Here is a 24,864-nt window from a genome sequence, read left to right on the forward strand (position 1 = left end):
TTCACACAATGGTGCTCAATGACAAGTGACAGACATGAGTCGCCAGTGAGGAATGATTATGAGAGCCGTAGGTTACCAAACAGCAGGCGCAGTCGATGCGCATAATGCATTAGAAAACATAACATTAGCCAAACCAACTCCAACGGGTTTTGATTTGTTAGTCGAGGTTAAGGCCATATCGGTTAACCCCGTTGATACCAAGATCCGCGCATCAAGCTCAGCGCCTGCTGGGGAGTATAAAATCCTCGGTTGGGATGCCGTTGGCGTTGTAAAAGCTATCGGGGACAAAGTCAGCCTATTTAAGGTAGGCGATGAAGTTTGGTATGCCGGCGATATTAGCCGCAGTGGTAGTTATGCCGAATATCAGTTAGTGGATGAGCGCATTGTCGGCCATAAACCGCAAACCTTAAGCAACGCACAGGCGGCAGCCTTACCCTTAACCAGTATCACGGCTTGGGAATTGCTGTTTGACCGTTTAGGTCTACCACAAGATGGTTCAGCCACAGATGCACGTATTTTAATTATCGGTGCCGCAGGTGGTGTGGGTTCGATTATCACTCAACTGGCGGTCAAATTGACTGGAGCAGAAGTTATCGGCACCGCATCACGGCCAGAATCAGCAACTTGGGTGCAAACCTTAGGTGCCGATGCAGTGATTAATCACAATAAACCCCTCTCGGAAGAGCTGGCTAAGCTCGATATTGCCGATGTCACCCATGTGATTAGCCTGACTCAAACCGATAAGCACTTTGACGAAATTGTAAAAGTGCTCAGACCGCAAGGTAAACTGGCACTGATTGATGATCCTGTCGGCCCGTTAGATGTGATGAAACTGAAGCGTAAAAGCCTGTCGCTGCATTGGGAGCTGATGTTTACCCGCAGCCTGTATCAAACCGAGGATATGATTGCCCAGCACCATCTACTCAATCGCATTGCAGAGCTTATCGATACCGGTAAAGTAAAAAGCACCTTTGGTGAGCATTACGGCACGATTAATGCGCAAAACTTGCTAAAGGCCCATGCACAAATTGAGTCGGGCAAAGCGATTGGTAAAATTGTGCTTGAGGGATTTAGCCAATGAAAATCACGGTTTTTGCGCAAATCCAAGCGCATTCAGGCCAGAGTGATTCACTCTTTAAAGTCCTCAAACAACTGGTAAGTGACACCCACACCGAGGCAGGCTGTTTGGAGTATACGCTGCATCATTCTTTAGATAATGCTAATCAGTTTTGGATGTATGAAGTGTGGCAATCCCAAGCAGCACTGGATGCGCATATGGCAAGCCCACACTTTAATACCTTTGTCGCCACCTCCGAGCAGTTAGTAGAGAAAGTCGAGATCCATAAGAGTTATGCTTGCTAGCATCACTAACAAGAAAGCGCCAAATTTGGCGCTTTCTATTTTTAAATCAACTGCGTAAATAAAGCTAAACCAACGTCATCGCCATTTTTCGGCGTAGATAAGCAATCTGTTGCATATGGGGTAAATCCTTCGGACAGTTGTCTTGGCAGCCGAGCAAGGTCATGCACCCAAACACACCATCCTGATTACCGATCACATGGTAAAAATCCTCCGCAGTGCGGGCATCACGGCTATCGAGTTCAAAGCGGGCAATTTTCATCATGCCAACTGCACCGACAAAGGTCTCGCGCATTTGCTTGGTCGCGCAGGCTGATACGCAAACGCCACACTCGACGCAGCGCTCTAACTCATACAGGCGAGCAGCTTCTTCAGGAGCCATAGGCTCTTCGAGGCGATGAATGCTGATATCATTCGCCTTAGGATGTAACCATAGCTTTAACCGCTCAGCGAGTTCACGCATAAATTTACCTGTGTTAACCGATAAATCACCGATCAATTCAAAGCCAGGTAACGGCATCAGGGTAATCTCACCCTTGGGATATTTAGCGGTTAAGGTACGGCAAGCTAATGTCGGAAAACCATTGATCACCATGGCGCAACTGCCACAGATCCCTGCCCGACACACAAAATCAAACTGCAACGACGTATCTTGCTCTTCTCTCAGCTTATTGAGGGCAATAAATACTGTCATCCCCGGCGTTTCAGTGAGTTGGTAACGCACCATTTTCGGCTTATCGTTTGGCTCCTGTGGATCATAACGAAAAATATTAAAGGTTAACTGGCGACCTTGGGTCATTATGATTTTTCTCCTAACGCATTGGCAGAGGGTTTTTGTAAGGTATCACTTAAACGTTCATTTTTAGCTTGCAGGCTGGGCGGCAGCTCGAAAGGCATCAGCGCCGCTTGGCGTTGATAGCGATCGGCATCCTCCCCGAGCACAGCCAAAATTTCAGCAATTTGTTGCTCACGTTTAGCGGTATCGGGGTGAGCAATCGCATTGTCGATACCATAACCCCGGTATCCCGGTGGCAGTTCCATCTTCATCACATCTAGCGGCTCGTAGCTCAACACGGGTTCCAACGCATTGGCATCAGGCCAACTGGCGAGGGTGCGATTAAGCCAATCGCGGTCATTACGCTGTGGATAATCTTCACGGGCATGGGCACCGCGGCTTTCGGTGCGAGCGGCAGCGCCGCAAGCAACGGTCAGCGCTACCTTGAGCATGCGCTTCACCCTCAATGCCTCCACCAGCTCTGGGTTGGCGTGGCGTTTTTTACACTTAATACCGAGTTTGCGTGAACGTTCAAGCAGGGCTTTCAGCTCTGTCACTGCTTTATCGAGTTCAGGGCCATTACGGAAAATCCCCACGTAATCCATCATAATTCGCTGCATTGCGTGCTTAAGTTCGAAGGGGTTTTCTTGACCATCGCCATCGACTATGGTGTCTATCTCAGTCTGTACTTGCCGCATAAATTTTTCGGCAAGCTGGGTATTGATTTCAAGGCTATTATTCTCACAAAAATCAGCGACATATTTACCAATAATCATACCGCCCACTACGGTTTCGGCGAGCGAGTTACCGCCCAAGCGGTTAAAGCCATGCATATCCCAACAGGCGGCTTCGCCCACGCTGAATAAGCCCTTAAGCTGCGGACTTTCACCGGTTGCTTTGGTGCGAATGCCACCCATGGAGTAATGCTGAGTCGGACGCACGGGTATCCAATCCTTTGCAGGGTCGATCCCAAGGAAGTTCTCACAAATTTCTTGCACTTCACGCAGGTTGGTTTCGATATGTTTGCGCCCAAGCAGGGTGATATCGAGCCATAAATGCGGGCCATAGGGGCTATCGACGCCCTTACCTTTACGCATATGTTCGGTCATGCGGCGAGACACTACATCCCGCGATGCCAGTTCTTTTTTCTCTGGCTCATAGTCCGGCATAAAACGGTAGCCGTCTTTATCCCGCAGCAAGCCACCGTCACCGCGGCAACCCTCTGTGGTTAAAATCCCTACGGGCACAATCGCCGTTGGGTGGAACTGCACCGCTTCCATATTACCAAGGGTCGCCACGCCCGTTTCGAGCGCCAGCGCCTGACCTATACCCTCGCAGATAATCGCATTGGTTGAGACTTCATAAATCCGGCCATAGCCACCAGTGGCAATCGTGGTCGATTTCGCGACATAGGCACGCAACTCGCCCGTGATTAAACAGCGGGCAATCACCCCGTGACAACGCTCTCCATCGTGGATAATCGCCAGCGCTTCGACGCGCTCATGGACCGGAATATCCATCGAAATGGCTTTGTTATCCATGGCATAGAGTAAAGAGTGGCCTGTACCGTCGGCGGTGTAGCAGGTGCGCCACTTTTTGGTGCCACCAAAGTCGCGGGCATTAATTAACCCGTGGGCTTCTTCGGCTTCCTGTAGAGTAACTTTTTGTGCGTTAACAATGACTTCCCTCGGACCAGCACTGACGCGTGACCAAGGTACACCCCAGTTGGCTAACTCACGTACTGCCTTTGGCGCACAGTGAGCAAACATTCTGGCGACCTCTTGATCGCAGCCCCAGTCCGAACCTTTCACAGTGTCTTGAAAGTGCACATCTTCATCATCACCCATGCCTTTAACTGCGTTGCCAAGGCTTGCCTGCATTCCCCCCTGCGCTGCGGCGGAGTGAGAACGTTTGGCAGGAATAAGCGATAGCACTAAGGTATCCAGCCCACGCTCTTTAGAGGCAATGGCAACCCTTAGCCCTGCCAATCCGGCACCAACCACTAATGAATCGGTATAAATCAGTTTCACGCCTGCTCCTTAACGGGTACTGCTGTTATTGTTTTAGGACAACACTCTTTTGTTATATTTCGCTCAACTCGCATGGGGTAAAAATGCCAATAAAGAGGCAATTCCTACAGTGACAAACGCGATACTCACAATAGTTTTAATCTTACGTAAACGGCTGCGACTATTAAGATCCCGCGCAGCGCCCCACTTCAGTGCCACGCGGTAAACCCCGATGGCCGCATGTAACTCCACCGTCAGTAATAGCGGCAGATACACCATCCACACGCCTTGGTTCCAAATCCGCTCGGCGCTGCCCTGCGGGCCTATGGTTTCAGGCGCCGAGCCAATAAGCCACAGATGCACTGGCAGCAATAACAGGATCACCACCCCCGTAATGGCCTGCCAGCGCCACAGGCGAGTATCGCTGTGATTGATCACTTGCATCTGCTGTTGCAGCGCCCTTTGCTGACGCAAACTCATCGGTAGCTTCTGCAATGCCACTAGCACATGCACTAACGCTAAAGCGGCAATACCGATGGCAATACCAGTCACCACCCAAGGGTACCCATGACCATCACTAGAGAGAAAACTTAGCTCCATAGTGCGCGCCACCCAGTTCATGGCATCGCCACCCAACAAAATGGACGACACCAACACTAAGTGACTCCATAAAAACACCGCCAAAATGACACCCGACACACTCTGGCTTAAATCCAGCCACGCACTCCATTTTTTTATACTTAGTTTGATTGCCATTGCTTTCGCCTCGCGCCACAGGCTCTATTGAGCCAAGCTCATTAAGTGATCTTTAAAAATTAATATCGCTCACAAATCCAACAACAAACCTGAGTTAGATCAACTAGGAGGCGAATAATTAATCGAATGCTTAACTATTAGCGATAGAACCAATAAAAACGAGTGGCAGCGACACAAAATCCTGCGGCGAATTATCTCAGTGCAATGCGCGCAGCAGGGTTGGCATTCAAATTACTGGGGCACATAGGGCTGCACAGGAACAGTCAACTCGCTGCCGATCAACATATAAGTAACTAAGCTAGCGCTACCTAGACACAACAAATAGATAATTAATATCTTAGCGAGTTTACGTAAGCCGGAGCGTTGAGTGGTAATGCCCCACTTAACTGCCACACGGTACAAACCAATCATGGCGTGGATCACCACTGCGGGCAGCAATAAGGCATAAAGCAGCCAAGCATTATCGTGATAAACACGCTCGGCGGATAAATGTGGGCCAATCTCAGGATTTAAGATCATGGTAAACAGATGTACAGGCACCAGGAAAAACAGAATAAAGCCAGTAATGAGCTGCCAAAACCATGCATGGGTATCACGGTGATTAATGCCACCTAAATGCGAGCGCAATGCCCGCCACTGACCCAGTTGTGCCGGAAACCGCCTAAGCGCAACTGCGGCATGCAATATCACCACTAACAGCATAAAAACCGAGAAGACTTTAGTAACCATCGGAAAGCCATGGCCTGTACTACTAAACATACCGCCTTCAAGCAGTTGTACTACTTGGTAAAATGCCTCTTTGCCCAGCAAAATGCTCGACTCGAAGTGCATATGCAACAACAGGAAGCATCCCAACATAATGCCTGTCGCGCTCTGTAATCGATCAGCCTTAGCCGACCAAGGGTGACCTATCCCCTGTGTTTTCACCCTAGTGTGAACGCGCGTTACGCTTATCATCTTGCTTTTACCTTTGATGGTTTGTTGACACCTCTTTGCAAACTACACCATAGCAGTAACAAAATACCCGGCTGAGCGTCACAGATTTAAAGCGTGAGGTAACTCACGGGAGCAGCGTCAACTCTTAGAAGGCGATCACAAAAAGCAAGTAAAAAACCAAACAAAGGTAAAACCAATTAACCATTATATTTCATATGTTTATACTAAAAATCGAAACGACCGGTTCGCATTTTCGCACAAAAAGGATGACTGACTAACTCTTTGTCGGCGTAGAATAAAATCCATTTATCACTCGCCAATCCCCTGCTGCACAGCAACTCATTTATCTAATTGAACAATGCGAAATTGCCACCGAATTCTGCAATTTAGCGCGGTTTGGGTATACAATAGCGTGATATTTTTTAACCCTAGCCACAGGATTTAACCCATGCCTTGGATCCAACTCCGCATTAACACTAACAGTGATGATGCAGAAACCATCAGCGACTTACTCATGGAAGAAGGCGCAGTCTCCATTACCTTTGAAGATGGTAAAGACACCCCGATTTTTGAACCTAAACTGGGCGAAACCCCGCTGTGGCGTGATACCGTGGTTGTCGCGCTATTCGAAGCCGATACCGATCTAACCCCAAGCATTGAGATGCTGAAAACCCTGCCGTTTTTAGGTGAACACTTCAGCCATAAAATCGAGCAGATTGAAGACAAAGATTGGGTCCGCGAATGGATGGATAACTACCACCCAATCCAATTTGGTAAACGCCTATGGATATGCCCAAGCTGGCGTGAAGTGCCCGATCCAAGTGCAGTCAACGTGATCTTAGATCCGGGTCTGGCCTTCGGCACAGGCACTCACCCCACGACAGCACTGTGTTTAGAGTGGTTAGACAGCTTAGATCTAAGCAACGAAGAAGTGATCGACTTTGGTTGTGGCTCAGGGATTCTTGCCGTTGCCGCCCTAAAACTGGGCGCGAAAAAAGTCACTGGTATCGACATCGACTATCAAGCCATTGACGCCTCAAAAGCCAATGCCGAGCGTAACGATGTTGCCGACCAACTCGAGCTCTACCTGCCTGAAGATCAACCCGCCGATCTTAAGGCCGATGTATTAGTTGCCAATATTCTCGCAGGCCCACTGCGCGAACTCGCCCCCCTTATCGCCGACCGAGTCAAAACAGGCGGTAAATTAGCCCTCTCTGGACTCCTAAAAGAGCAAGCGCAAGAAATCTCTGACTTTTATAGCCAATGGTTCGACATGGACGAAGCGGCTCACAAAGAAGATTGGAGCCGCTTGACAGGTACGCGCAAATAACGCTAAAGGGTGGCGCAACATGCGCCACCACTGGCTTAGACTAATTTTGCCGATTACTTCTCAAGGCTAAAAAGTCAAGAAAAAAAATTGCTCCTAGGTCATTTATTGACCTTTTCACGGCCAATAAAAAGGGCTACTATAGCGCCCCTTTGAAGAGCTAAGGTGAAACAGTAAATGCAGATTGGACCCTATCAACTGAAGAATCAGCTGATCGTGGCACCAATGGCAGGTGTCACCGATCAAGCTTTCCGTAATCTCTGTCTTCGTTATGGTGCAGCCTTAGCGGTGTCGGAGATGCTTTCATCCAATCCTGAGGTTTGGGATACGGATAAGAGCCGCCAGCGTATGACACATTCTGGTGAGGAAGGTATTCGCTCAGTGCAAATTGCAGGTGCAGATCCAGAGTTAATGGCGCAGGCCGCCCAGTTCAACGTTGAACAAGGCGCCCATATCATTGATATCAACATGGGATGTCCTGCAAAAAAAGTGAATAAAAAGCTGGCTGGCTCAGCCTTAATGCAAAATCCGCCCCTCGTAAAAGACATTTTACAAGCCGTGGTAGCTGCAGTAGATGTGCCCGTTACGTTAAAAATTCGCACAGGCTGGGAGCCTGAACACAGGAACGGTGTTCAAATCGCCCAGATTGCCGAGGATTGTGGCATTGCCTCGCTGGCCGTTCATGGCCGCACGAGACAATGCATGTACAAAGGCGACGCCGAGTACGACACCATTAAAGCAATTAAACAGAATGTCTCGATTCCTGTTGTCGCAAACGGGGATATCGACAGTCCGGAGAAAGCCCGCTTTGTGCTGGATTACACCGGTGTCGATGCTCTGATGATAGGACGGGGTGCTCAAGGACGACCTTGGATTTTCAGAGAAATCCAGCACTACTTGGAGACGGGTAATAAGCTAGCGCCCATTGAGGTGGTAGAACAGCGTCAAGTGATGCTGGAACACCTCACCAAACTTTATGATTTATATGGTGAATATAAGGGTATCCGCTTCGCCAGAAAACATATTGGATGGTACCTAGACCAGGAGGATCAGCGCCAGTTTCGGGCTGACTTTAATCAGCTGGAAACCGCTGCAGAACAGTATTCCCTCGTGGAATATTATTTTGATGAATTAGTAAAGAATTAATAAAGAGCAGAATAGAATGTTTGATCAGACAACTAACACAGAAGTTCACCAGCTTACCGTTGGCAAAATCGAAACCGCAAACGGCACTATCAAGCCCCAGTTATTACGTGATGCTGTTAAGCGTGCCGTAACTAACTTCTTCGCACAGTTGGACGGTCAGGAAGCACAAGAAGTGTATGAAATGGTGCTAAGTGAAGTTGAAGCACCTCTGCTTGACATCATCATGCAACACACTCGCGGCAACCAAACCCGCGCAGCAAACATGCTAGGTATCAACCGCGGTACTCTGCGTAAGAAATTAAAGAAATATGGAATGAACTAATCTTTTAGATTAAGTGATTGTTAGAAAAGGGGTTAACCTGCAAAGGTTAGCCCCTTTTCGCATTATGTGTACGGCAATATGTACCCCGAATATCGCCTTAAAGCCCCAGCATCTGTTGTAGCTCTTGATGGGAGTTCACTTGATAATGTGGGGTGATCCCCGCTGGCGCAGCATGGCCATGGACGTTGTACCAGCAAGTATGAATACCGGCATTGATACCGCCTTGAATATCGGAATGGGGATTATCACCCACCATTAATACTTGCTCACGCGCTGGCCGCCCCATTAACTCAAGCGCATGCTCAAAAATACCCACATCGGGTTTGGCGATGCCGACTTTTTCTGAAATCACTAAAATATCAAAATGATGCTGCAAGCCTGTTCGCTGTAAGCGCACCGTCTGCAACTCAGTAAAGCCATTAGTGATAATCCCCAGTTTAGCCTTACCTTGCAATGCCGATAGCAATTCGCGCGCACCGGGCAGCGGCGCACAAATCTCAGCCATGGCGGCTAAAAATGCACTGTTTAAGATTTGTGGCGATACATTAAGCCTTGCTGCCCAAGGCTCAAAACGGATAGTTTGCAGCTCTGCGGCACTGATCTTGCCATCCTGATAAGCAACCCAAAGCGGTTTATTTACCCTTTGGTATTCCTCAAAATCGGCCTGAGTAAACTCAACACCAAAGCCAGCAAACATCAACTTTAGTCCTTCAAAGGCATCGAAATAAAATAACGTTTCATCGGCGTCGAAAAGCACCCAAGCATAGGGCGTGGCCGAGGAATAGGTTTGGTTTGAGGACAAAATAACACTCCTAACAAAAGATAAAATGTAACTAATTAAAAATTGTCAACACTGGCAGTATAGGGAAGCCGCTAACACCATAGCAAATTAACGCATCGCCAAACTCAACTCGGGATCATGCAGTCGGCCTCATCCAACATGGCATCGAACGCACAAAACAGGCGCAAGATTCTATTTATGGGAACACCGTTTTTGTTGCAAAATAGTCTACTATCTTTATCCATTACGGATAATACCGTGATAATGCAACCTATTGTTGAACATAACTCAACAGTAAACGTGCTCTGTCTGGTTTATCTCTTGGCCCGCTTAAGTGAAGACTGATTACATCGAATCGAAATGCAGTAACCAACCTCGCCTCAACAGAATAGGACGCACATGGAACATTTTTCTGCTCTACCCATTTTTGTCACTGTGGTCGAATGCGGTAGTTTTTCTGCGGCGGGACAAAAGCTTGGACTCAGTAAATCAGCCATCAGCAAACGAATCACACAGTTGGAGCAGCACTTAGGGATTCAACTATTACAACGCACCACCCGCAGCTTAAGCCTAACCGACGCTGGCGCGCGCTATTTCGAGTACATTCGCCCGGCGGTACAGCTCACCCAAGAAGGATTGGATGCCATCTCTGAATTGCAGCAAACACCTAGAGGCAATTTGCGGATTTCAGTACCTATGGCGTTTGGACGCAGATATATTTCGCCATTAATAGCTGAATTTTTAAGGCGTTACCCCGATATCCAGCTGCAAATGCAAATGGATGACAAGACCACAGATTTAATCGCAGGCGGCTTCGACTTAGCCATTCGTATCGGCGAATTACCCGACTCCAGCCTTATCGCCCGTAAAATTGCCCCTTGTTTGAGCGTGATTTGCGCGTCCCCCGCATATCTCGCGCAGCACGGTTTACCCATGACTCCTAGCGAGTTAACTCAGCACAACTGCTTGTTTTACAGTTACTTTCAAGATGGTGTGGAATGGAGTTTCCACAGTCCCGATGGCGTGCAACGTGTTCAACCCAAAGGAAACTATCAGGTCAATAATAGTGATGCCATCCATCAAGCCTGTCTCGATGGCCTAGGTATCGCCAACCTGCCACATTTTATTATTGAGCCAGCTCTGCAAACCGGACATTTACAGGCGTTACTTACAGACTATCCGTTACCCGAACATGGCATTTACGCCGTGTATCCACAGCGAAAATACCAACCGACCAAAGTGACGGTATTAATTGAGTTTTTGATGGAGTTCTTAGCAAAAAATAGGGCAATTATTAGCTAGGGTTAACGATAAATACGGCTTTACATGATGGTTATAACGAACATAACCACACAGCCAAAACAGACTAATGAAAACACATTTAAACCAAATAAAACAGTTCGTTAAGCAAATGCCTCAGCTATACTTAACATCACTTAATGCGATGATTTAAGGCAAAAAAATGAGTGCTTATCAGCAAACATTTGGCGATAAATTTGAGCTTGGCTTCGACCTAAGCTTATACACATTTCTTATCGATAAAAGCTACCAAAACGACATGTGTCCCAGCTTTTACTTCAAACACAACAACCACTATTTTATTCTTTGGGTCGACTATGCCGACCCCATCTGCCGCGAAGAAGATTATCCCCGCTACAGCATCATTTCAGCCGTAAATGACGGCGACAACCTACACCCAGAAATCCGTACCGCTTCTCAACCAACACTACAGCTTGAATTTGAACAACCCAGTGACCTAATTCACTACCTTGAGCAGATAAAACAGCAACTGAGCGCCAAAGTCGTTTCAATACGATAACCACGACATAAATGCCCGACTAATAAAATAAAACTATTCGATGTGACTCATAGTCCGTGGGACATACAACAGCAATGACTGAAAATATAAGCCTACCAATACACTAGGTTTAAATCATGGAATACCAATCCGTTAGCCAGTTTGAAGAGGCTTATTTTGTCGCTTATGAAGAAGAATGGTGTGGATACGTGATCTACATCGAACGAAACCCAGATCGGTTCAGAGGAGGCTTTGAATGGTTCGTATGCTTTGATAATAAAGTAATTCAATCAGGGCTAGTATTTCATTTTGATTTTGCACTGGCAGATGCACAACAATTTATAAATTCTAGGGCAAAAGAGGATTAGTTGCTTATGGGTGTTCCACTCATTACCAATTGATATAATGATCAAATTTAAAAAACAGAGTAGAAAGTGATACATAAAATGAGTCACTTAACCTCCATTATTTCCCCAGTGACACGCCGTTCATACCTCCATGTAGGCTCGACTAAAACCTCCCTGTTTTAGACGGTCACTGGTGCAACAATGTCGATTCTAATACGGCCTCAGCTCTATCAGGTATCTGTACTTATAGCCCCAAAAGCATTTCTGCAAAAAAGCTTTCTAACGACTAAGCATGTGGCGTTATTTTGTACGATGTGAATATAAGTTAGTCATTAAGTTTTATCACAATTACAAACTCCTCAATCACAAACTAAAAGCTAGCGGAATAGTGCTTGCCATGTATAATTTGCGGTTCGAAATTTGAGTTTGGACTGATGATTAATGAAAGCGATAGATCTATTTTCGGGTGCTGGCGGCTTATCTCTTGCCGCACATCAATGTGGCATTGATGTCATCGCAGCTATCGAACTAGATACAGCCGCTACCGTTACTTATCAACGTAACCTCATTGAACGCCTAAAAGCGCCAACTAAATTAATTAATGGCGATATTAATGCTGTCGACTTGCCCGCCTTAATGACAGAGTTAAAGCTCAAACCAGGAAAATTGGATTTGCTCCTTGGTGGCCCACCATGTCAAGGCTTCTCGACTCATAGGATTAACGGTGCAGGTATTAATGATCCCCGAAATCAGCTTCTGTTGAAGTATTTTGATTTTGTTGATGGTTTACGACCAAAAGCGTTCTTGATTGAAAACGTGGCGGGACTTTTATGGAAACGCCATGAAAACTATCTCAATCAGCTTCTAGCTCTCGCAGAAACCCATGGCTATACCATTCATTTTTGCGACATTCTCAACGCTAAAGACTATGGCGTGCCACAAAACCGTAAACGTGTTTTTATCTTTGGTACACGTAAAGACCTGAATGTTGATGCTGCAAATTTTCCGCCAGCAGCGACACACTCCTCACCGTCTAGTAATAAATCACCTTACTGGAAAACGGCCTCAACTGTATTTGAAAAAATACCAGCAGACCTTATCGAGCAATATATTGAAGAGTATTTTCGACCAAAAACTAAGCTTGCAGATGATGAAGCAAGAGATCTCCTACTCAACCTAGAATATGGTGAAGCCGTAAAAGAGGGTGATCCTTGTAACATCACAATGCGGCCAACACCCAAAATGATTAGGCAATTTGAAGCCACACCTTTAAATGGAAGCCGCGAAGACGCTGGCGAAGAATTTAGACTGCCCTGCCATTCAAATGGATATAAAGGTCATAAAGACGTATATGGCCGAGTAATGATCCACTTACCAAGTAATACCATCACTACCGGATGTAACAATCCCTCTAAAGGTCGTTTTGTTCATCCTTGGAAAAACCAAGGTATGACACTACGCCATGCCGCTCGATTACAAACCTTCCCTGATAGCTTTATTTTTTTGGGTACTTCGACTCAACAAGGTAAACAGATTGGTAATGCTGTTCCCCCTTTACTCGGCAAAGTTCTAATTAAATCGATAATAAATGGATTGAATTAAAAAAAGTGCATAGAATAGGTTGCATTACTTTCCAATGTAACCATTTGATATGAGAAATGAATCTTCAAGAAAATCGGTTTCGTTTAAAGCTCAAGCTCGCACTGTCGACCACCTAGGCAAAGGTCAAATCGCAGATGCCCCCACAGCTGTTAGTGAGCTTTGGAAAAACTCTTACGATGCTTATGCTCGAGATGTCGCCCTCCATTTATTCGATGATGATATAAAATGTGGTGCCATTATTGATAATGGCTGCGGTATGACTTATGAGCAGTTAAGTAATAGCTGGCTAACCATTGGCACTGCATCAAAAACCAAGAAAAGCCTTCTACCTGAAGAAGACCGTTTTGGTTTAAAACATCGATATACTCAAGGTGAAAAAGGGATTGGCCGACTTTCTACTGCATTTTTAGCACCAGTCACCCTTATCGTAACTAAAAAGGTTAATACACAATACTCCGCGGCACTGATTGACTGGCGTTTATTTGAAAACACCTATCTGGGTTTACATGATATTAAAGTGCCAATGCAGCAGTTTGATAGTCTCGATGAGCTCCCCGAAGTATGTTCAGGCCTGCAGCAAGAGATGCTTAATAACCTCGCTCTCAACCCACAAACTGAAGATGAAAAAATTCTCCGCCATATGTGGCAGCGCTTTAGCGAAGACGAGAAAGAAGCTTTCGATTTAAGGCATAATCCCCAAGATAATGAAGAATTTATATCAACGGAGCAAAAAGTTAGGCTGCTAAGTGAAAACTTTATATTTAAATCAAGTCACTCTGAAAGTTGGGTCCCCCTTTTAAATAAAGTGGCAGAATTAGATGGCGCAGAGCACGGTACAGCTCTTTTTCTATTGGACCTTAGTCGTGATTTAGCTTTGCTTACTAACAGAGGTGATATAAGTCGTGAAGCTAATGAGTATCAAGCTATCCAGCAAGATTTAGTAGATACTCTGCGCGCGTTTGTCGACCCATTTAATCGAGAATCGGATGAGAGCAACGAATTCCATTATGAGATTATTGCCTTTGATCGCTCCGGGTACCCTTTTGGTGAGAAGACAGCAATTCTCAATTATCAAGATGTATTCAAGCTATCTGAATTTGAAACTCTAGAACATAAAGTGGTTGGGCAAGTTGATGATAAAGGCTGGTTTAGGGGTCATGTGACAGCTTTTGGAAAGGAATACCCGAATGTAGTCATTCCCTGCCGAACGCCTGGTATGGACGCGTTAACAAAAACGGGAGCTTTTGATGTTAAATTAGGCACCTTTGAGCTAGAACTTTCTAAATCTACCCATGATCCAGAGCATAATTCGTACCTACAAGGACAAGCCAAAAAATACGCAGGCTTTATGATCTTTCGCGATGGATTACGAGTCCTACCCTATGGTCGTTCTGATAATGATTTCTTTCAGATTGAAGAAAGTCGGGGAAAAAATGCGGGGCGTTATTATTGGGCTTCTAGACGCTTATTTGGCCAAATACTCTTAAACCAAACAAGTAATCAACAACTAAAAGATAAGGCAGGACGAGAAGGTTTTGTTAAAAATCAAGCGGCCAGAGAGTTAAAAGAACTTGTCAGGGCACTTCTATTAAAATTAGCAGACACGTATTTTGGAAGTTATTCCGAAGAACGAAAAATAATGCTTGAGCAGTTATCGAAAGATAAACAAAAACAACTTAAAGCACGTAACTCATCTGCAAGGCTATCAAAAAAAGCTTTCACCAGTGCAATGACAATCAATTTGCCTAAGCTTAGTATCCATGTGGAATCAGCTCGAAGCGTGCATAAGGAGCTAGAAGAAGGCGTTGCAATATCGCTTCATCATTTAGATGAGTTAGTTACAAGTATTGATAAGCTAGAAGCACTTAGACCTGAGCTAAAAGCGCCCAACAAGCCTGCAAAAATGGACGATCATCTTGAAGAACAATACCGGAACTACCGCGATTTATTTGGTGAACTCAGTGAACTATTACAAACATGCCGCGAGCGCTTAAATAATCTAGAAGCACTGAGTCAGCAGCGCTCGCCTATGGAAAGTGCACTGAACAAATACAATGCGATTGATTCTGCACTAACTAAGCAGGTGAATCGATATGCCAACGAAATAGATAAAACCCTAGAACGTTTATTGACAACTTGGAAAAAAACAGCGCGAACCGACAAAGAAGCATTTGAGCAGCAAGCTTTGCCATTACTCGATGCAGTGACCAATGCCAGTGATCCAACCCAAGTACTTAATTCGTTGGATAAAATCTATCGCGACTTAGCCGATGATATTGCCACCAAATATGAAGGTTTTTTACAGGCCCTTGATAAATTAGAGCAAGGTGTAGACCTCGAATCGAGGGCGTTCAAAATTCTGTGTCAGGCTAATTTTTAAATTTCCAGCACGCTATCTAAACGTCCTTCAAAATAAATCGCTAACTGAGATAAACAAAGGCTCCAATTGTGGATTGGCATGGTCCATTTATCTGAGGCGTTTAATATGCCTGCGTAAAGTAGCTTCAACAAGCTATTTTCATTAGGAAAAGCACCTTTGGTTTTGGTGAGCTTTCTAAATTGGCGATGCACAGCCTCAACCGCATTGGTCGTGTAAATCACTTTCCTGATATGTTCTGGGTACTTAAAATAATGGGACAAATTATGCCATTTGCGACGCCAAGAGTTGATTACCAGCGGATAAGCATCACCCCATTTGGCCTCCAGTTCGTCCAATGCCATCTCTGCGGCTTCTTTACTCACGGCTCGATACACAGGCTTTAAATCAGCCATAAACGCTTTCTGATTTTTTGAGGCGACATACTTCATTGAGTTGCGGATCTGGTGGATAACACATAGCTGTGTTTCCGTATGAGGGAAGATACTGGCTATGGCCTCAGGGAAACCGGTCAAACCGTCAACACAGGCGATAAGAATATCTTTTACACCACGATTATTAAGATCGGTCAGTACGGATAGCCAGTAATTAGCGCCTTCATTTTCGGACAAGTGAAGCCCTAAAATTTCCTTTTTTCCTTTCATATTAAGCGCTAACAATGTGTAAACGGCTTTACTGACGTAACGCCCATCCTCTTTGACTTTGTAATGTATCGCATCAAGCCAAACGATAGGATAATGGCTATCTAATGGGCGCTGTTGCCACGCTTTAAGTTCGGGGATGAGTTTGTCAGTGATAGCACTGACTGTTGCGTTAGACACATTGAGCCCATACATATCTTCAACATGTTGATTAATATCGCGATAGCTCATACCTATACTGAACATCGATAACACTTTACGTTCGATTTCATCGGTTAGCGTAGTTTGATTTTTCTTAATCAACTGAGGCTCAAAGGTGCCATTGCGGTCTCTAGGCGCGTCTAACTCAAAGTTACCGGACGGATACTTAATGGTCTTAGAGGTTTTGCCATTTTTACGATTAGGCTGAGGATCATGCGCTAAATGCTGCTCAAGCTCAGCCTGGAGAGCCGCTTCAGTGAGTTGCTTGATCAGTGGACCAAGAATGCTGTCTTTACCTGTGAGGCTTTTACCTGATTGCAGATCTTTAAGGGCTTGTTCGAAGTTAAAAGGTTGGGTCATGTGTCATTCCTGTTTTTGAATATTTTACTGAAATGACACAGAATTATGAACACTACCCTCGAATCGGCATTTACGTTAGCAGAAGATGAACGAGTTAAAGCAGAGCAAGAGATTACCCAAATGCGCAGTCTTGCGCAGCTCGGTATCAGCTTTGAGATTTTAGCCCATGAATTAAGTGCACAAGATAAAGCCGTAACTCGCTCACTCAATTCGATGAGCAGTAGTGCAAAAGCAGAGCTTGGTTTTAAAAATGCCATGAAAGCACATAAACAGTTTACCGAATACCTCAGATTTCTATCACCACTTAAGCTTTCCGGTTATCAGACACGCGATGATATTACAGGGCAAGAGATTGTCAAAAATGTTAAATTATTCTTTCAAGATCAGTTTGAACAACAAAACATTAATCTTGAGTTCAGTGATACTTTTATACGCATGAATGTTGTAGATGTGAAATCTCGGATTATCCCGGTATTTATCAACTTACTGAATAATGCGCTATATTGGGTGGCGTTAGCCGAACATGAGCGTGAAATAAAGGTTGGTATCATTAATGATTTGGTTGTTATTGCTAATAATGGTCCCGCAATTGATCCCGACGATATTGGCAATTTATTTCAATTGTTTTATAGCCGCCGACCAACAGGTAACGGTGTAGGTTTGTACCTTTCTAAACAAAATCTTGCAATAGCTCGCCATAATATCTGGTACGCAGAAAAGCCAGAAGAAAAGCTAATCCAAGATGGTGCTAATTTTGTAATTCAATTTCGTGGAATGGAAGTAAGATAATGCCAGCATTATATAGAGAAAAAATTGTAAGTGCATTTCGCGATAATGCGATTAAATCAGTGCTATTAATTGATGATCATTATCTTCCATATCAGGGAATTGGGCAGAGTTACATAAATACAAAGAATGAACTGGGTGAACTGATCTCAGCCCCAGCAGAAGAACAAGAAACAATTGAACAACTAAAACTAAAACTAACAGCAATTCGCAATATTGTTAACAGATCAAGTTCTGAATTGATGTCTTCTGAAACTGCTGGGCAATTTGTTGATTTTTTCCACACAAAAAAACTGATTTGTGATGTAGAAAACCAGACTAACAACTTAGATATAGACAAAATACGGAAAAGCGATCTAATCGTACTCGATTACCATCTGAAAGCAGCTACTGAACACAATCCTGCAGAGCATTCACTGAATCTAATATCAGAACTCAGTCGCAGTAAACATATGAACGTCGTGGTTGTTTTTACTGCTGAAGACTTAAAAGATGTTTGGCGAGAAATTGCAGCAACTTTAAGGGGGGCTCACATTGGCAATGTTGATGCATTCTTCAATAATGACGAACGCTTGATTGACTCTTGGAATGATTTTTATGGTGACTGGAACAATGAATGGGATCAGTTTTATAACGCAAACATTGAAGCTGAGTATTTAAAAGCTGAGCTCAACATTGAAGTCACTACTAATGAATTTCAGGTTATCTGTGAAGGTAACGGTTATGAAAAACCCGAAGCTGAGCATGTTAAGTGGTTATTAGAAAAAAGTGTGATTAAGTTCAATAAAAATTCTAAGCCTCTGTCAAATGTTGATGTTCATGGCAAAAAGAATTTATGGCTTCAAGCTGGTGCTGTTTTTATCGTTCTTTGCGAAAAAGAAAGACCTGCTGGAGAGGACAGAGTATTGCGCGATACAACCCCTGAAGAGGTTTGGGGACAAATAGAACGAGCACTCGTTGATTGGTACCCTAGCTTCTATCGTGTAATTACATCTGAGCTTCAAAACCAAATAGAAGATGCAAATCTTTCGATGGAAAAAGTACTTGCTAAAAGTTCTTTTGAACAGATAGCTGCTCTTTGGGGTATTTTAAGAGTGCATGATGATAATCGTATTCAAGCAAGTAGAGAATTACTAAACACTTTACTATCTGACGTGGTAGATAAAGTTAAATCTAGCTGCGAGCTACTTAATTTTGTCAAAGATACAGCAAACAATGTAGCTGATAACATTCCCACATATGTAGATCCAAAATCTGAAGCTAATCTGTACAATTTATATTTAAAAAATGTAATGTCCGCAGCAAGAAAAAATTATGACCGTTCAGCTTCGGCCGCTGATAAAGAATTTTGTGCCGACGTTTTACATGCTCTCAATGAGCAACTATCTACAGAAAAGGAACTACCAAATTATATATCTACAGGCGTTGTTCTTAAAGATTTAGATGATGGTTCATTCTACTTATGTATTGCACCGAGTTGTAACACGGTACCAAACCAACCTACAGGGCAGATAGCTAAGCGCATGACACCTCATCGGCCAATGCGGTTTATAAAGCTTGCTAATAAAACTGAAAGCTTACTGAAATGCTTAAAGGATGCGCACCAATCAAACACTATTTTTATTAGTGATGCTGATAACAGACTTGCTTTAAGTGTTTATGAAGACAAAGATACTCCAACTATTGAACAAGGTGTCGTACTTAATCACGATTCGAACTTGATTGGAGGTGGGGAACATAAGGACGTACAATTTTTCAATACAAATAAGGAAACTAAAGAGTTGGAAATAATTACTAAAAAATTGAAACCTATAGCTAAACTAAGAGATAGCTTTGCCTCTCGATATCAAAATACCCAGCTGCAATATGAATCACGTATAGGCGTTGATTTAGTAAGTGCTCATTTTCAGTAGTAAAAAATTAGAATGGGCTAGTACATATTAAGTTTGTATTTTTTAGTTATTCAAAATCTCTTCAGCTTGCCTTTGCTTTAATCGCGATGGATACACTGCATCCATCGCGATTAAAAACTCTGCGACATTGGAATACGCTTCGCTTTCATACACTAACTTAGCGACTTCCTCTGCAAGTCTGCGTCCATGAATCAAGACTATTGGATACTTATCTTCAATCACTTCTCGTTGAACTGAATCTGAAAAATAACTGGTGGTTACATACACACCGAGCCAACCACGCTTTAAGCGAGCTACTGTACGAGCAATATGATTACCGCCCGTTGGCGTATTGAGTGACTCACATTTTGCCTGCCCTAGCACAATCAACTCCACTTTGGAGAATCCACTGCCCAACGTCACCTTACCGATAAAATCGGCACCACCGTCACCCGAGCCTTGAGTCACCCAGCCTTTTTGATAAATTCCAAGCTCCCTATCGATTACGCGCTCTGCAATAACCTCTGCAAGCGCCTCAAATCTATGCTTCTTGTTGGCATAGTAATCATAAATTTGATTTAAAATTTTATCGGACTCAGATCCCGGAATAGGCTTTTGATTTACCGTTTTCTCTAGACTCAGTTTGGAAACTCGGCGGCGTAATTTATTAAGGGAATTACTGCCTTCATTTAGCCATTGTCGCCAGCTTTTAGGGGCGGCATTATTGGTTATCGCAAGCGAAAAGCCTTTCTTACGGCGGCTATTTATCCAATCCCATTCGAATACTTCATGCTCCGCAGCAATGCAAAGCACAGTAAAATCAAAGGCATAATTTGTAAAAGTGCGAGCTAATTTATTGTCCCACTGAGTCACTAATTCGACACTATTGATGATCCCCAATCCATAAAATTGCGGATAGCCTTTAGCGACGCCATTAACTATCGCCCGCTTAAAAAACAAGATAGGTGGAGTTAATAATCTCTCGTCCACACTGTGTGAATGGGCTAAACGAAACGCTTCAAGTAGTGCTTTATTTCCTGGTGCTGTGGCAGGATCTTTACCAGGTTCTTTGTTGTCACCAAAGTAGCGAATATGGCCATTATCAACGTCATAAAAATCTTCCCAGGGGGTTTCTACTGATCCTTTTTTATTTGGGCTACTGGAAATCAGTATTGCCGGGCGCACAAGTTGACCCAAGCTCGTTTTGATTTTGGCGCAGGGATTGATTCCCTTTTCAAGTTGCAGGTTGTTGGCATCAATGGATTTGGTTAGAAAGTGGAAATTGAGGTGGCCATCTTCATACATGTTTTTACCACATGCTGGCTTTTTATATCTCAGTACATCACCAATCTGAATTTCCATTATTCGTCACCAATCCTTATCTAAGCAGCTTGGTGCAATATAACATACTGATATTTAATTAAAAGAAATGTGGATACCAATTGTGAGTATGCGCTTATTCAACTGCTAATTTGTAACCTCATTCAAGGCTCACACTGAAGTTGACGCGATACGAGGGCTTCATAGCGGAAAATGGTATCGATAAGCAGGCCCTCTGCGCCATGGATGGCGCGGTGGAGCCCTCATGGAAGAGTTTACGGCGTGCCTGCGGGCGATACCATTTTGTGGCCACTGTTGAGACTTAAAGCTAAGCACTCACTACTGCCCACTCGGCAATAAGTACCTCGTACTTCGGCCGCCGGCGTCAGCTTTCACTAAAAAGCCTTGCTCGACCATTTGCGCAAGGTGACGGGTGGCGGTGGCGCGACTCACCTTAGCGACTTTTTGGTACTGGCTACTATTCATCCCTAATTCAAAATCGCCATCTAACATCCGATTGAGCACTTTGGCTTGCTCTTGACTCAATAAGGATTGATCGACATTTTGCCAATACTGCGTTTTTAGCAGAGTCTTGTTCACATCAGCCATCGCATTGAGCAAACAATCATTGAGGGTTTCAAAAAACCATACTAACCAAGGAGTAATATCGACATTTCCCCTTTGAGTGGACTCTAAAATGTCATAGTAGGCTTGGCGACGGGCAAGAATACTGACCGACATAGCGTAAAAACGAATTGAGCGTTTTTCTGCTTGCGCCAAAGCTAAATCGGTCAACAAACGCGTGATGCGCCCATTACCATCATCAAGCGGATGCAGAGTCACAAACCAAAGGTGAGTTATCGCCGCGCGGATAAGCGGATCTAAACCCAGATCTTGCCTTGATGCATTAAACCATTCAATAAACTGTGAGAGTTCAGCGTCCAAAGTCGCTCGAGAGGGTGTCTCAAAATGTACCGTTGGTTTATCAATCCGGCCTGAGACAACCTGCATAGGCGTATCGCCACGTAGCACTCCACCAATAACGGGGTTTAACAGCGTATAACCCTGGGGAAATAACTGTTTATGCCAACCTAATATCCGCTCAAGGGTTAACTCTGTATCTAAATTTTTTAAGGCATCGAGCATAATGTCGGCCAAACCATCGGTTTGTGCCGTGGTCGGATACGGTTTGTCTTCGGACACACCGAGTTTTTTAGCCAAGGATGAGCGCACCGAAGCCGCATTGAGCTTTTCACCTTCAATGGCACTGGAGTGGATAATGTTAGCGAGTAAGGTGTCGAGTGCTGCCGCTGAGGTTAACTGGCTGTCGTCGTGACTTAGCATTTGCTTGCCGAGCAGTTGGCCCTGATTGAAATATACCTGACGTATCAGGGCATCAACTCTGCTGATATTCCAATGAAACTTAGGCCAATCGGCTTGCTGCCAAATCCACATATCCTACCCCATGAGTCAAATAACAAGCCTATTCTACTCACACAATGAGTCAATTAACAAACCTATTCGCCTCACAAAATGAGGCAAATAATACAAGTAATTGCCTCACCTTGCCCAACTGCTTCTAGCATAAAGGAATTTATCCTGTTGATTACCTCTACAACGCAATACCGACGCAACGCCAGCTTTGCGCTGCCAAAACCTGTGCACTGCGATATACTGCCAACGTTGATAAAACGCTAATGTTAAACCCCAATTTACCTACCCATCGCGACCACGCTGACAAGAATGCCGAGCCTAATCCATGCCTGATAACCCAACTATTGCCACCCTTCCCGATTCTCAAAGGCATAACCATAGTGAAGATGTGCAGCTCAATCAGCCACAGTGCGATTCGACTAAACCAAATGAAATCAGGCCAAGCTTACTCGCGCCGAATGCAACCAAACCGAGTGCAATTAAGCCAAATGCAATTAAGCATGAATCGGTTGTTGCCGAGCAAAAACAGAAGGTTATTTTTATCGGCTTGCCCCGCACGGGGACGACGAGCGTAAGCGTGGCGCTATTGGAGCAAGGCTTAAAAGTGGCACATATGGCGTTTACTAAAGCAGCCTTTATGCAGGCTGATGCGATTTCCGATGCGCCTTGTTTTAGTGATTTCAAGCAGTTGGATGAATTATTCCCCGAGGCCAAGTTTGTTTATCTTGACCGCGAGTTAGACTCTTGGGTGCCGTCGATGCAGATGTTACTCAGCCGAATGCTGCCACATTTGGATGCCAAAACTGGCCGATTCCACCCAATCATGAAGCGCAGCTTTCGCCATAGCTTTGGCGTAGGAATGGTAGAAAATCCGCAGGATGAACAACATCTTATCGATTGTTATCAGCGTCATAAAGCTGAGGTGGTTAACTACTTTGCGGGCAGACACGACTTACTCAGTATCGATGTGAGCCAACAAGGTGCCCTCGGTCAGCTATTGGCTTTTATGGGCCTAGCCGCTACCGAAAATCAGCAGAACTTTCCTAAGCTCAATGTCGGCCGCAATGTGGCTAGTTGGGATGAATATAAACACCCGAATAAGATCAGCGCCAATGCCTCGGGGCCTGAAAAACGTAAGTTCTTTGATTATAAAATCTAGGTTCTAGGTTCTAGGTTCTAGGTTCTAGGTTAATCATTATTTTTCCGACGCTTAACCACAGTTAGCCAGTCGAGACTCACGCCCGAAATCGCATTAAAACCGCGAATACGGAAGATAAGTTGCAGTAACTGCGGCCGAGGCCTGACTTTGGGTTCGACCGAGCGTGGAATAAACCACAGTGTCACAAATGCGCGCAGTATGGTCGATACTAAAAACACTACAAAAATCGGGCTACTGAGCCAAGCATTCCAGCCTGACCAGACTAAAAAATCCGCCGCATGGGAGGCTATCGTGCCACCGACCATTGCCCCCACAAATACGAATCCCGCACTGAGTGACGCTTGCAACGCTGCATAGGTAGCAAAGTCACTGCGAAAGGGACGAATATCATAAAGGTAATTGGCGGTACTTAAGGTAAAGCCGCTCCACGCCAGCCCAGAAAATGCCTGAATAAGGATAATATACAGATAGTTATCGGAAAACAGCCATAACAATGGCAAGCTTGGGATCATGCAACTGGTAATAATCATCACCAAACGATTGCCGAATTGATCGCTAAATCGCCCCCAAAACTTTAGCGTCACAAATTGAGTCGCTATCGAGGCCACACTCGCGAGCACAAATTCGATGTAGCTAAAGTGCAGGTTTTCTAGCATATACACAGCGAAAAATGGCGCCGATATGGCGACCATCGCCTGCATACTGGCCACAAACAAGCTGTACTGGCGAAAGGTTTTATCCTTCCATGCGCCGCGAAAATTGCGAATGGTTTGGATAAACACGCCGCGCTGCTTGGCTTCACGCGGATCAGGATCGTGCATTTGCAGTAATAACCAAGCCGAGACAAAACGCCCCATGGCGGCAATCGAAAACAGCAGCGTAAAACCCAACCACGCCATTTGCTGCGAATCGGTCAAGGTCAGAATACCACCGCCAATAAAGAACACGCTTAAGGATGCGCCCATGGTTAAGCGGGTACGCGCCGCGAAAAAAGCGCCACGGCGACGTTCAGGCACGATTGACCCCATCCACGCACGCCAATGGGGTTGGATAAGATTAATAAAACCGTGATACCCCACGGCGAGCGCGATAAATATCCATACTGCGTGCTCAGGCCGAAAGGCCGCTAACGCGCCCATTCCTAATACCAACACAGCCTGTAAAGCAGCACAGTAAACAATAAAACTACGACGGGAAAAGTGACTCGCTAACCAGACGGAAACTAACTGCGACATCGCCCCGAAGAGCTGCGGTAATCCAGTAACAAAACCCATTTGCGCAAGACTAGCACCGAGAAAAATCGCGTAAGCATTAAAAAAGTTATCGCTGGTTGCCGTCATCATCGACGAGGCAACGGCTTCCTGCTGCGAGCGGCGTAGAGTACACCTTAACCAGAGATTTCTGGCGCTACGGCGCGCACAAGTTAATGCAGTGGGTACTTCGTGGTTGCCCATTCCAAGCCAAATCCATATGAGACTAAGGGTTTTTAATGGTGCAATTATGTCGTATATAAGCAAAAAACAAAACGCCCCGTTT

At 44.8% G+C, this 24,864-nt stretch carries 22 protein-coding genes; 13 read left to right on the forward strand and 9 right to left on the reverse strand.

What is annotated here, in order from left to right; all coding sequences use genetic code 11:
- Positions 1-58 precede the first annotated feature (58 nt).
- Together CEQ32_RS14120 and CEQ32_RS14125 are read left to right on the forward strand one after the other, a co-directional pair.
- Positions 59-1,081, forward strand: coding sequence for a zinc-binding alcohol dehydrogenase family protein (locus CEQ32_RS14120; protein WP_088586238.1), 1,023 nt, complete (start codon positions 59-61; stop codon positions 1,079-1,081).
- On the forward strand, positions 1,078-1,362 hold the full coding sequence (locus CEQ32_RS14125; protein WP_037413650.1) for a putative quinol monooxygenase: 285 nt from the start codon (positions 1,078-1,080) through the stop codon (positions 1,360-1,362). The genes CEQ32_RS14120 and CEQ32_RS14125 overlap by 4 nt, the downstream gene beginning before the upstream one ends.
- Positions 1,363-1,426: 64 nt before the next feature.
- On the opposite strand, the gene CEQ32_RS14130 is transcribed toward CEQ32_RS14125, so the two are convergent.
- The 4 genes from CEQ32_RS14130 to CEQ32_RS14145 all read right to left on the reverse strand — a co-directional run bounded on the left by CEQ32_RS14130 (position 1,427) and on the right by CEQ32_RS14145 (position 5,856).
- Positions 1,427-2,158 carry a fumarate reductase iron-sulfur subunit gene (locus CEQ32_RS14130; RefSeq protein ID WP_088586239.1) on the reverse strand — a complete coding sequence of 244 codons (732 nt, stop codon included), beginning with the start codon at positions 2,156-2,158 and terminating at the stop codon, positions 1,427-1,429.
- Positions 2,158-4,164: a fumarate reductase flavoprotein subunit gene (locus CEQ32_RS14135; protein ID WP_088586240.1), complete on the reverse strand. Its 2,007-nt coding sequence runs from the start codon at positions 4,162-4,164 to the stop codon at positions 2,158-2,160. Before CEQ32_RS14135 ends, CEQ32_RS14130 begins: the two co-directional genes overlap by 1 nt.
- Positions 4,165-4,227: 63 nt before the next feature.
- Positions 4,228-4,899, reverse strand: coding sequence for a fumarate reductase cytochrome b subunit (locus CEQ32_RS14140; protein WP_088586241.1), 672 nt, complete (start codon positions 4,897-4,899; stop codon positions 4,228-4,230).
- Positions 4,900-5,130: 231 nt separating this feature from the next.
- Positions 5,131-5,856: a fumarate reductase cytochrome b subunit gene (locus tag CEQ32_RS14145; protein WP_088586242.1), complete on the reverse strand. Its 726-nt coding sequence runs from the start codon at positions 5,854-5,856 to the stop codon at positions 5,131-5,133.
- A 427-nt stretch (positions 5,857-6,283) separates the two neighbouring features.
- Here CEQ32_RS14145 and prmA point away from each other — a divergent pair, with 427 nt between their 5' ends.
- From prmA to fis, 3 genes are all read left to right on the forward strand, one after another.
- Positions 6,284-7,165, forward strand: a complete 882-nt coding sequence (gene prmA / locus CEQ32_RS14150) for a 50S ribosomal protein L11 methyltransferase (protein WP_037413663.1) — start codon at positions 6,284-6,286, stop codon at positions 7,163-7,165.
- Between the two features lie 174 nt (positions 7,166-7,339).
- Positions 7,340-8,308 (forward strand): tRNA dihydrouridine synthase DusB, encoded by a 969-nt coding sequence (gene dusB, locus CEQ32_RS14155; protein WP_037413666.1) that lies wholly within the window; start codon positions 7,340-7,342, stop codon positions 8,306-8,308.
- Positions 8,309-8,324: 16 nt separating this feature from the next.
- A complete protein-coding gene (gene fis / locus CEQ32_RS14160; protein WP_006083371.1) occupies positions 8,325-8,630 on the forward strand; it encodes a DNA-binding transcriptional regulator Fis in 306 nt (101 codons plus the stop codon).
- A 97-nt stretch (positions 8,631-8,727) separates the two neighbouring features.
- Here the strand turns inward: fis and yjjG are convergent, their stop codons facing one another.
- Positions 8,728-9,432, reverse strand: a complete 705-nt coding sequence (gene yjjG / locus CEQ32_RS14165) for a pyrimidine 5'-nucleotidase (RefSeq protein WP_037426395.1) — start codon at positions 9,430-9,432, stop codon at positions 8,728-8,730.
- A 378-nt stretch (positions 9,433-9,810) separates the two neighbouring features.
- Between yjjG and CEQ32_RS14170 the strand changes: the two genes are divergently transcribed.
- The 5 genes from CEQ32_RS14170 to CEQ32_RS14190 all read left to right on the forward strand — a co-directional run bounded on the left by CEQ32_RS14170 (position 9,811) and on the right by CEQ32_RS14190 (position 15,538).
- Positions 9,811-10,713 carry a LysR family transcriptional regulator gene (locus CEQ32_RS14170; RefSeq protein ID WP_055648728.1) on the forward strand — a complete coding sequence of 301 codons (903 nt, stop codon included), beginning with the start codon at positions 9,811-9,813 and terminating at the stop codon, positions 10,711-10,713.
- Between the two features lie 160 nt (positions 10,714-10,873).
- Positions 10,874-11,230: a hypothetical protein gene (locus CEQ32_RS14175; protein WP_122040767.1), complete on the forward strand. Its 357-nt coding sequence runs from the start codon at positions 10,874-10,876 to the stop codon at positions 11,228-11,230.
- Positions 11,231-11,346: 116 nt separating this feature from the next.
- Positions 11,347-11,577: a hypothetical protein gene (locus CEQ32_RS14180; protein ID WP_055648729.1), complete on the forward strand. Its 231-nt coding sequence runs from the start codon at positions 11,347-11,349 to the stop codon at positions 11,575-11,577.
- 420 nt (positions 11,578-11,997) lie between these two features.
- On the forward strand, positions 11,998-13,158 hold the full coding sequence (locus CEQ32_RS14185) for a DNA cytosine methyltransferase (protein WP_055648730.1): 1,161 nt from the start codon (positions 11,998-12,000) through the stop codon (positions 13,156-13,158).
- A gap of 49 nt (positions 13,159-13,207) precedes the next feature.
- Positions 13,208-15,538, forward strand: coding sequence for an ATP-binding protein (locus CEQ32_RS14190; RefSeq protein WP_088586243.1), 2,331 nt, complete (start codon positions 13,208-13,210; stop codon positions 15,536-15,538).
- On the opposite strand, the gene CEQ32_RS14195 is transcribed toward CEQ32_RS14190, so the two are convergent.
- Positions 15,535-16,737, reverse strand: coding sequence for an IS256-like element ISSod4 family transposase (locus tag CEQ32_RS14195; protein ID WP_032482388.1), 1,203 nt, complete (start codon positions 16,735-16,737; stop codon positions 15,535-15,537). The genes CEQ32_RS14190 and CEQ32_RS14195 overlap by 4 nt on opposite strands.
- Before the next feature lie 45 nt (positions 16,738-16,782).
- On the opposite strand from CEQ32_RS14195, the gene CEQ32_RS14200 reads away from it, so the two are divergent.
- Both CEQ32_RS14200 and CEQ32_RS14205 read left to right on the forward strand, forming a co-directional pair.
- Complete coding sequence (locus CEQ32_RS14200; protein WP_088586244.1) at positions 16,783-17,526, forward strand: ATP-binding protein; 744 nt, start codon at positions 16,783-16,785, stop codon at positions 17,524-17,526.
- The gene (locus CEQ32_RS14205) at positions 17,526-19,436 is read left to right on the forward strand and encodes a response regulator receiver domain (protein ID WP_055648732.1); all 1,911 of its coding nucleotides are present in this window, start codon (positions 17,526-17,528) and stop codon (positions 19,434-19,436) included. The genes CEQ32_RS14200 and CEQ32_RS14205 overlap by 1 nt, the downstream gene beginning before the upstream one ends.
- 42 nt (positions 19,437-19,478) lie before the next feature.
- On the opposite strand, the gene CEQ32_RS14210 is transcribed toward CEQ32_RS14205, so the two are convergent.
- Together CEQ32_RS14210 and CEQ32_RS14215 are read right to left on the reverse strand one after the other, a co-directional pair.
- Positions 19,479-20,777, reverse strand: a complete 1,299-nt coding sequence (locus tag CEQ32_RS14210; RefSeq protein WP_088586245.1) for a restriction endonuclease — start codon at positions 20,775-20,777, stop codon at positions 19,479-19,481.
- A gap of 297 nt (positions 20,778-21,074) precedes the next feature.
- Positions 21,075-22,190: a Fic family protein gene (locus CEQ32_RS14215; protein WP_088586246.1), complete on the reverse strand. Its 1,116-nt coding sequence runs from the start codon at positions 22,188-22,190 to the stop codon at positions 21,075-21,077.
- A 304-nt stretch (positions 22,191-22,494) separates the two neighbouring features.
- On the opposite strand from CEQ32_RS14215, the gene CEQ32_RS14220 reads away from it, so the two are divergent.
- Positions 22,495-23,328, forward strand: coding sequence for a sulfotransferase family protein (locus CEQ32_RS14220; protein ID WP_088586247.1), 834 nt, complete (start codon positions 22,495-22,497; stop codon positions 23,326-23,328).
- A 29-nt stretch (positions 23,329-23,357) separates the two neighbouring features.
- Here the strand turns inward: CEQ32_RS14220 and CEQ32_RS14225 are convergent, their stop codons facing one another.
- Entirely contained in the window at positions 23,358-24,782 is a 1,425-nt protein-coding gene (locus CEQ32_RS14225; RefSeq protein ID WP_055647869.1) for an MFS transporter, read from the reverse strand.
- Positions 24,783-24,864 lie beyond the last annotated feature (82 nt).

The sequence above is a fragment of the Shewanella sp. FDAARGOS_354 genome, from assembly GCF_002209245.2.
Classification (GTDB): domain Bacteria; phylum Pseudomonadota; class Gammaproteobacteria; order Enterobacterales; family Shewanellaceae; genus Shewanella; species Shewanella xiamenensis.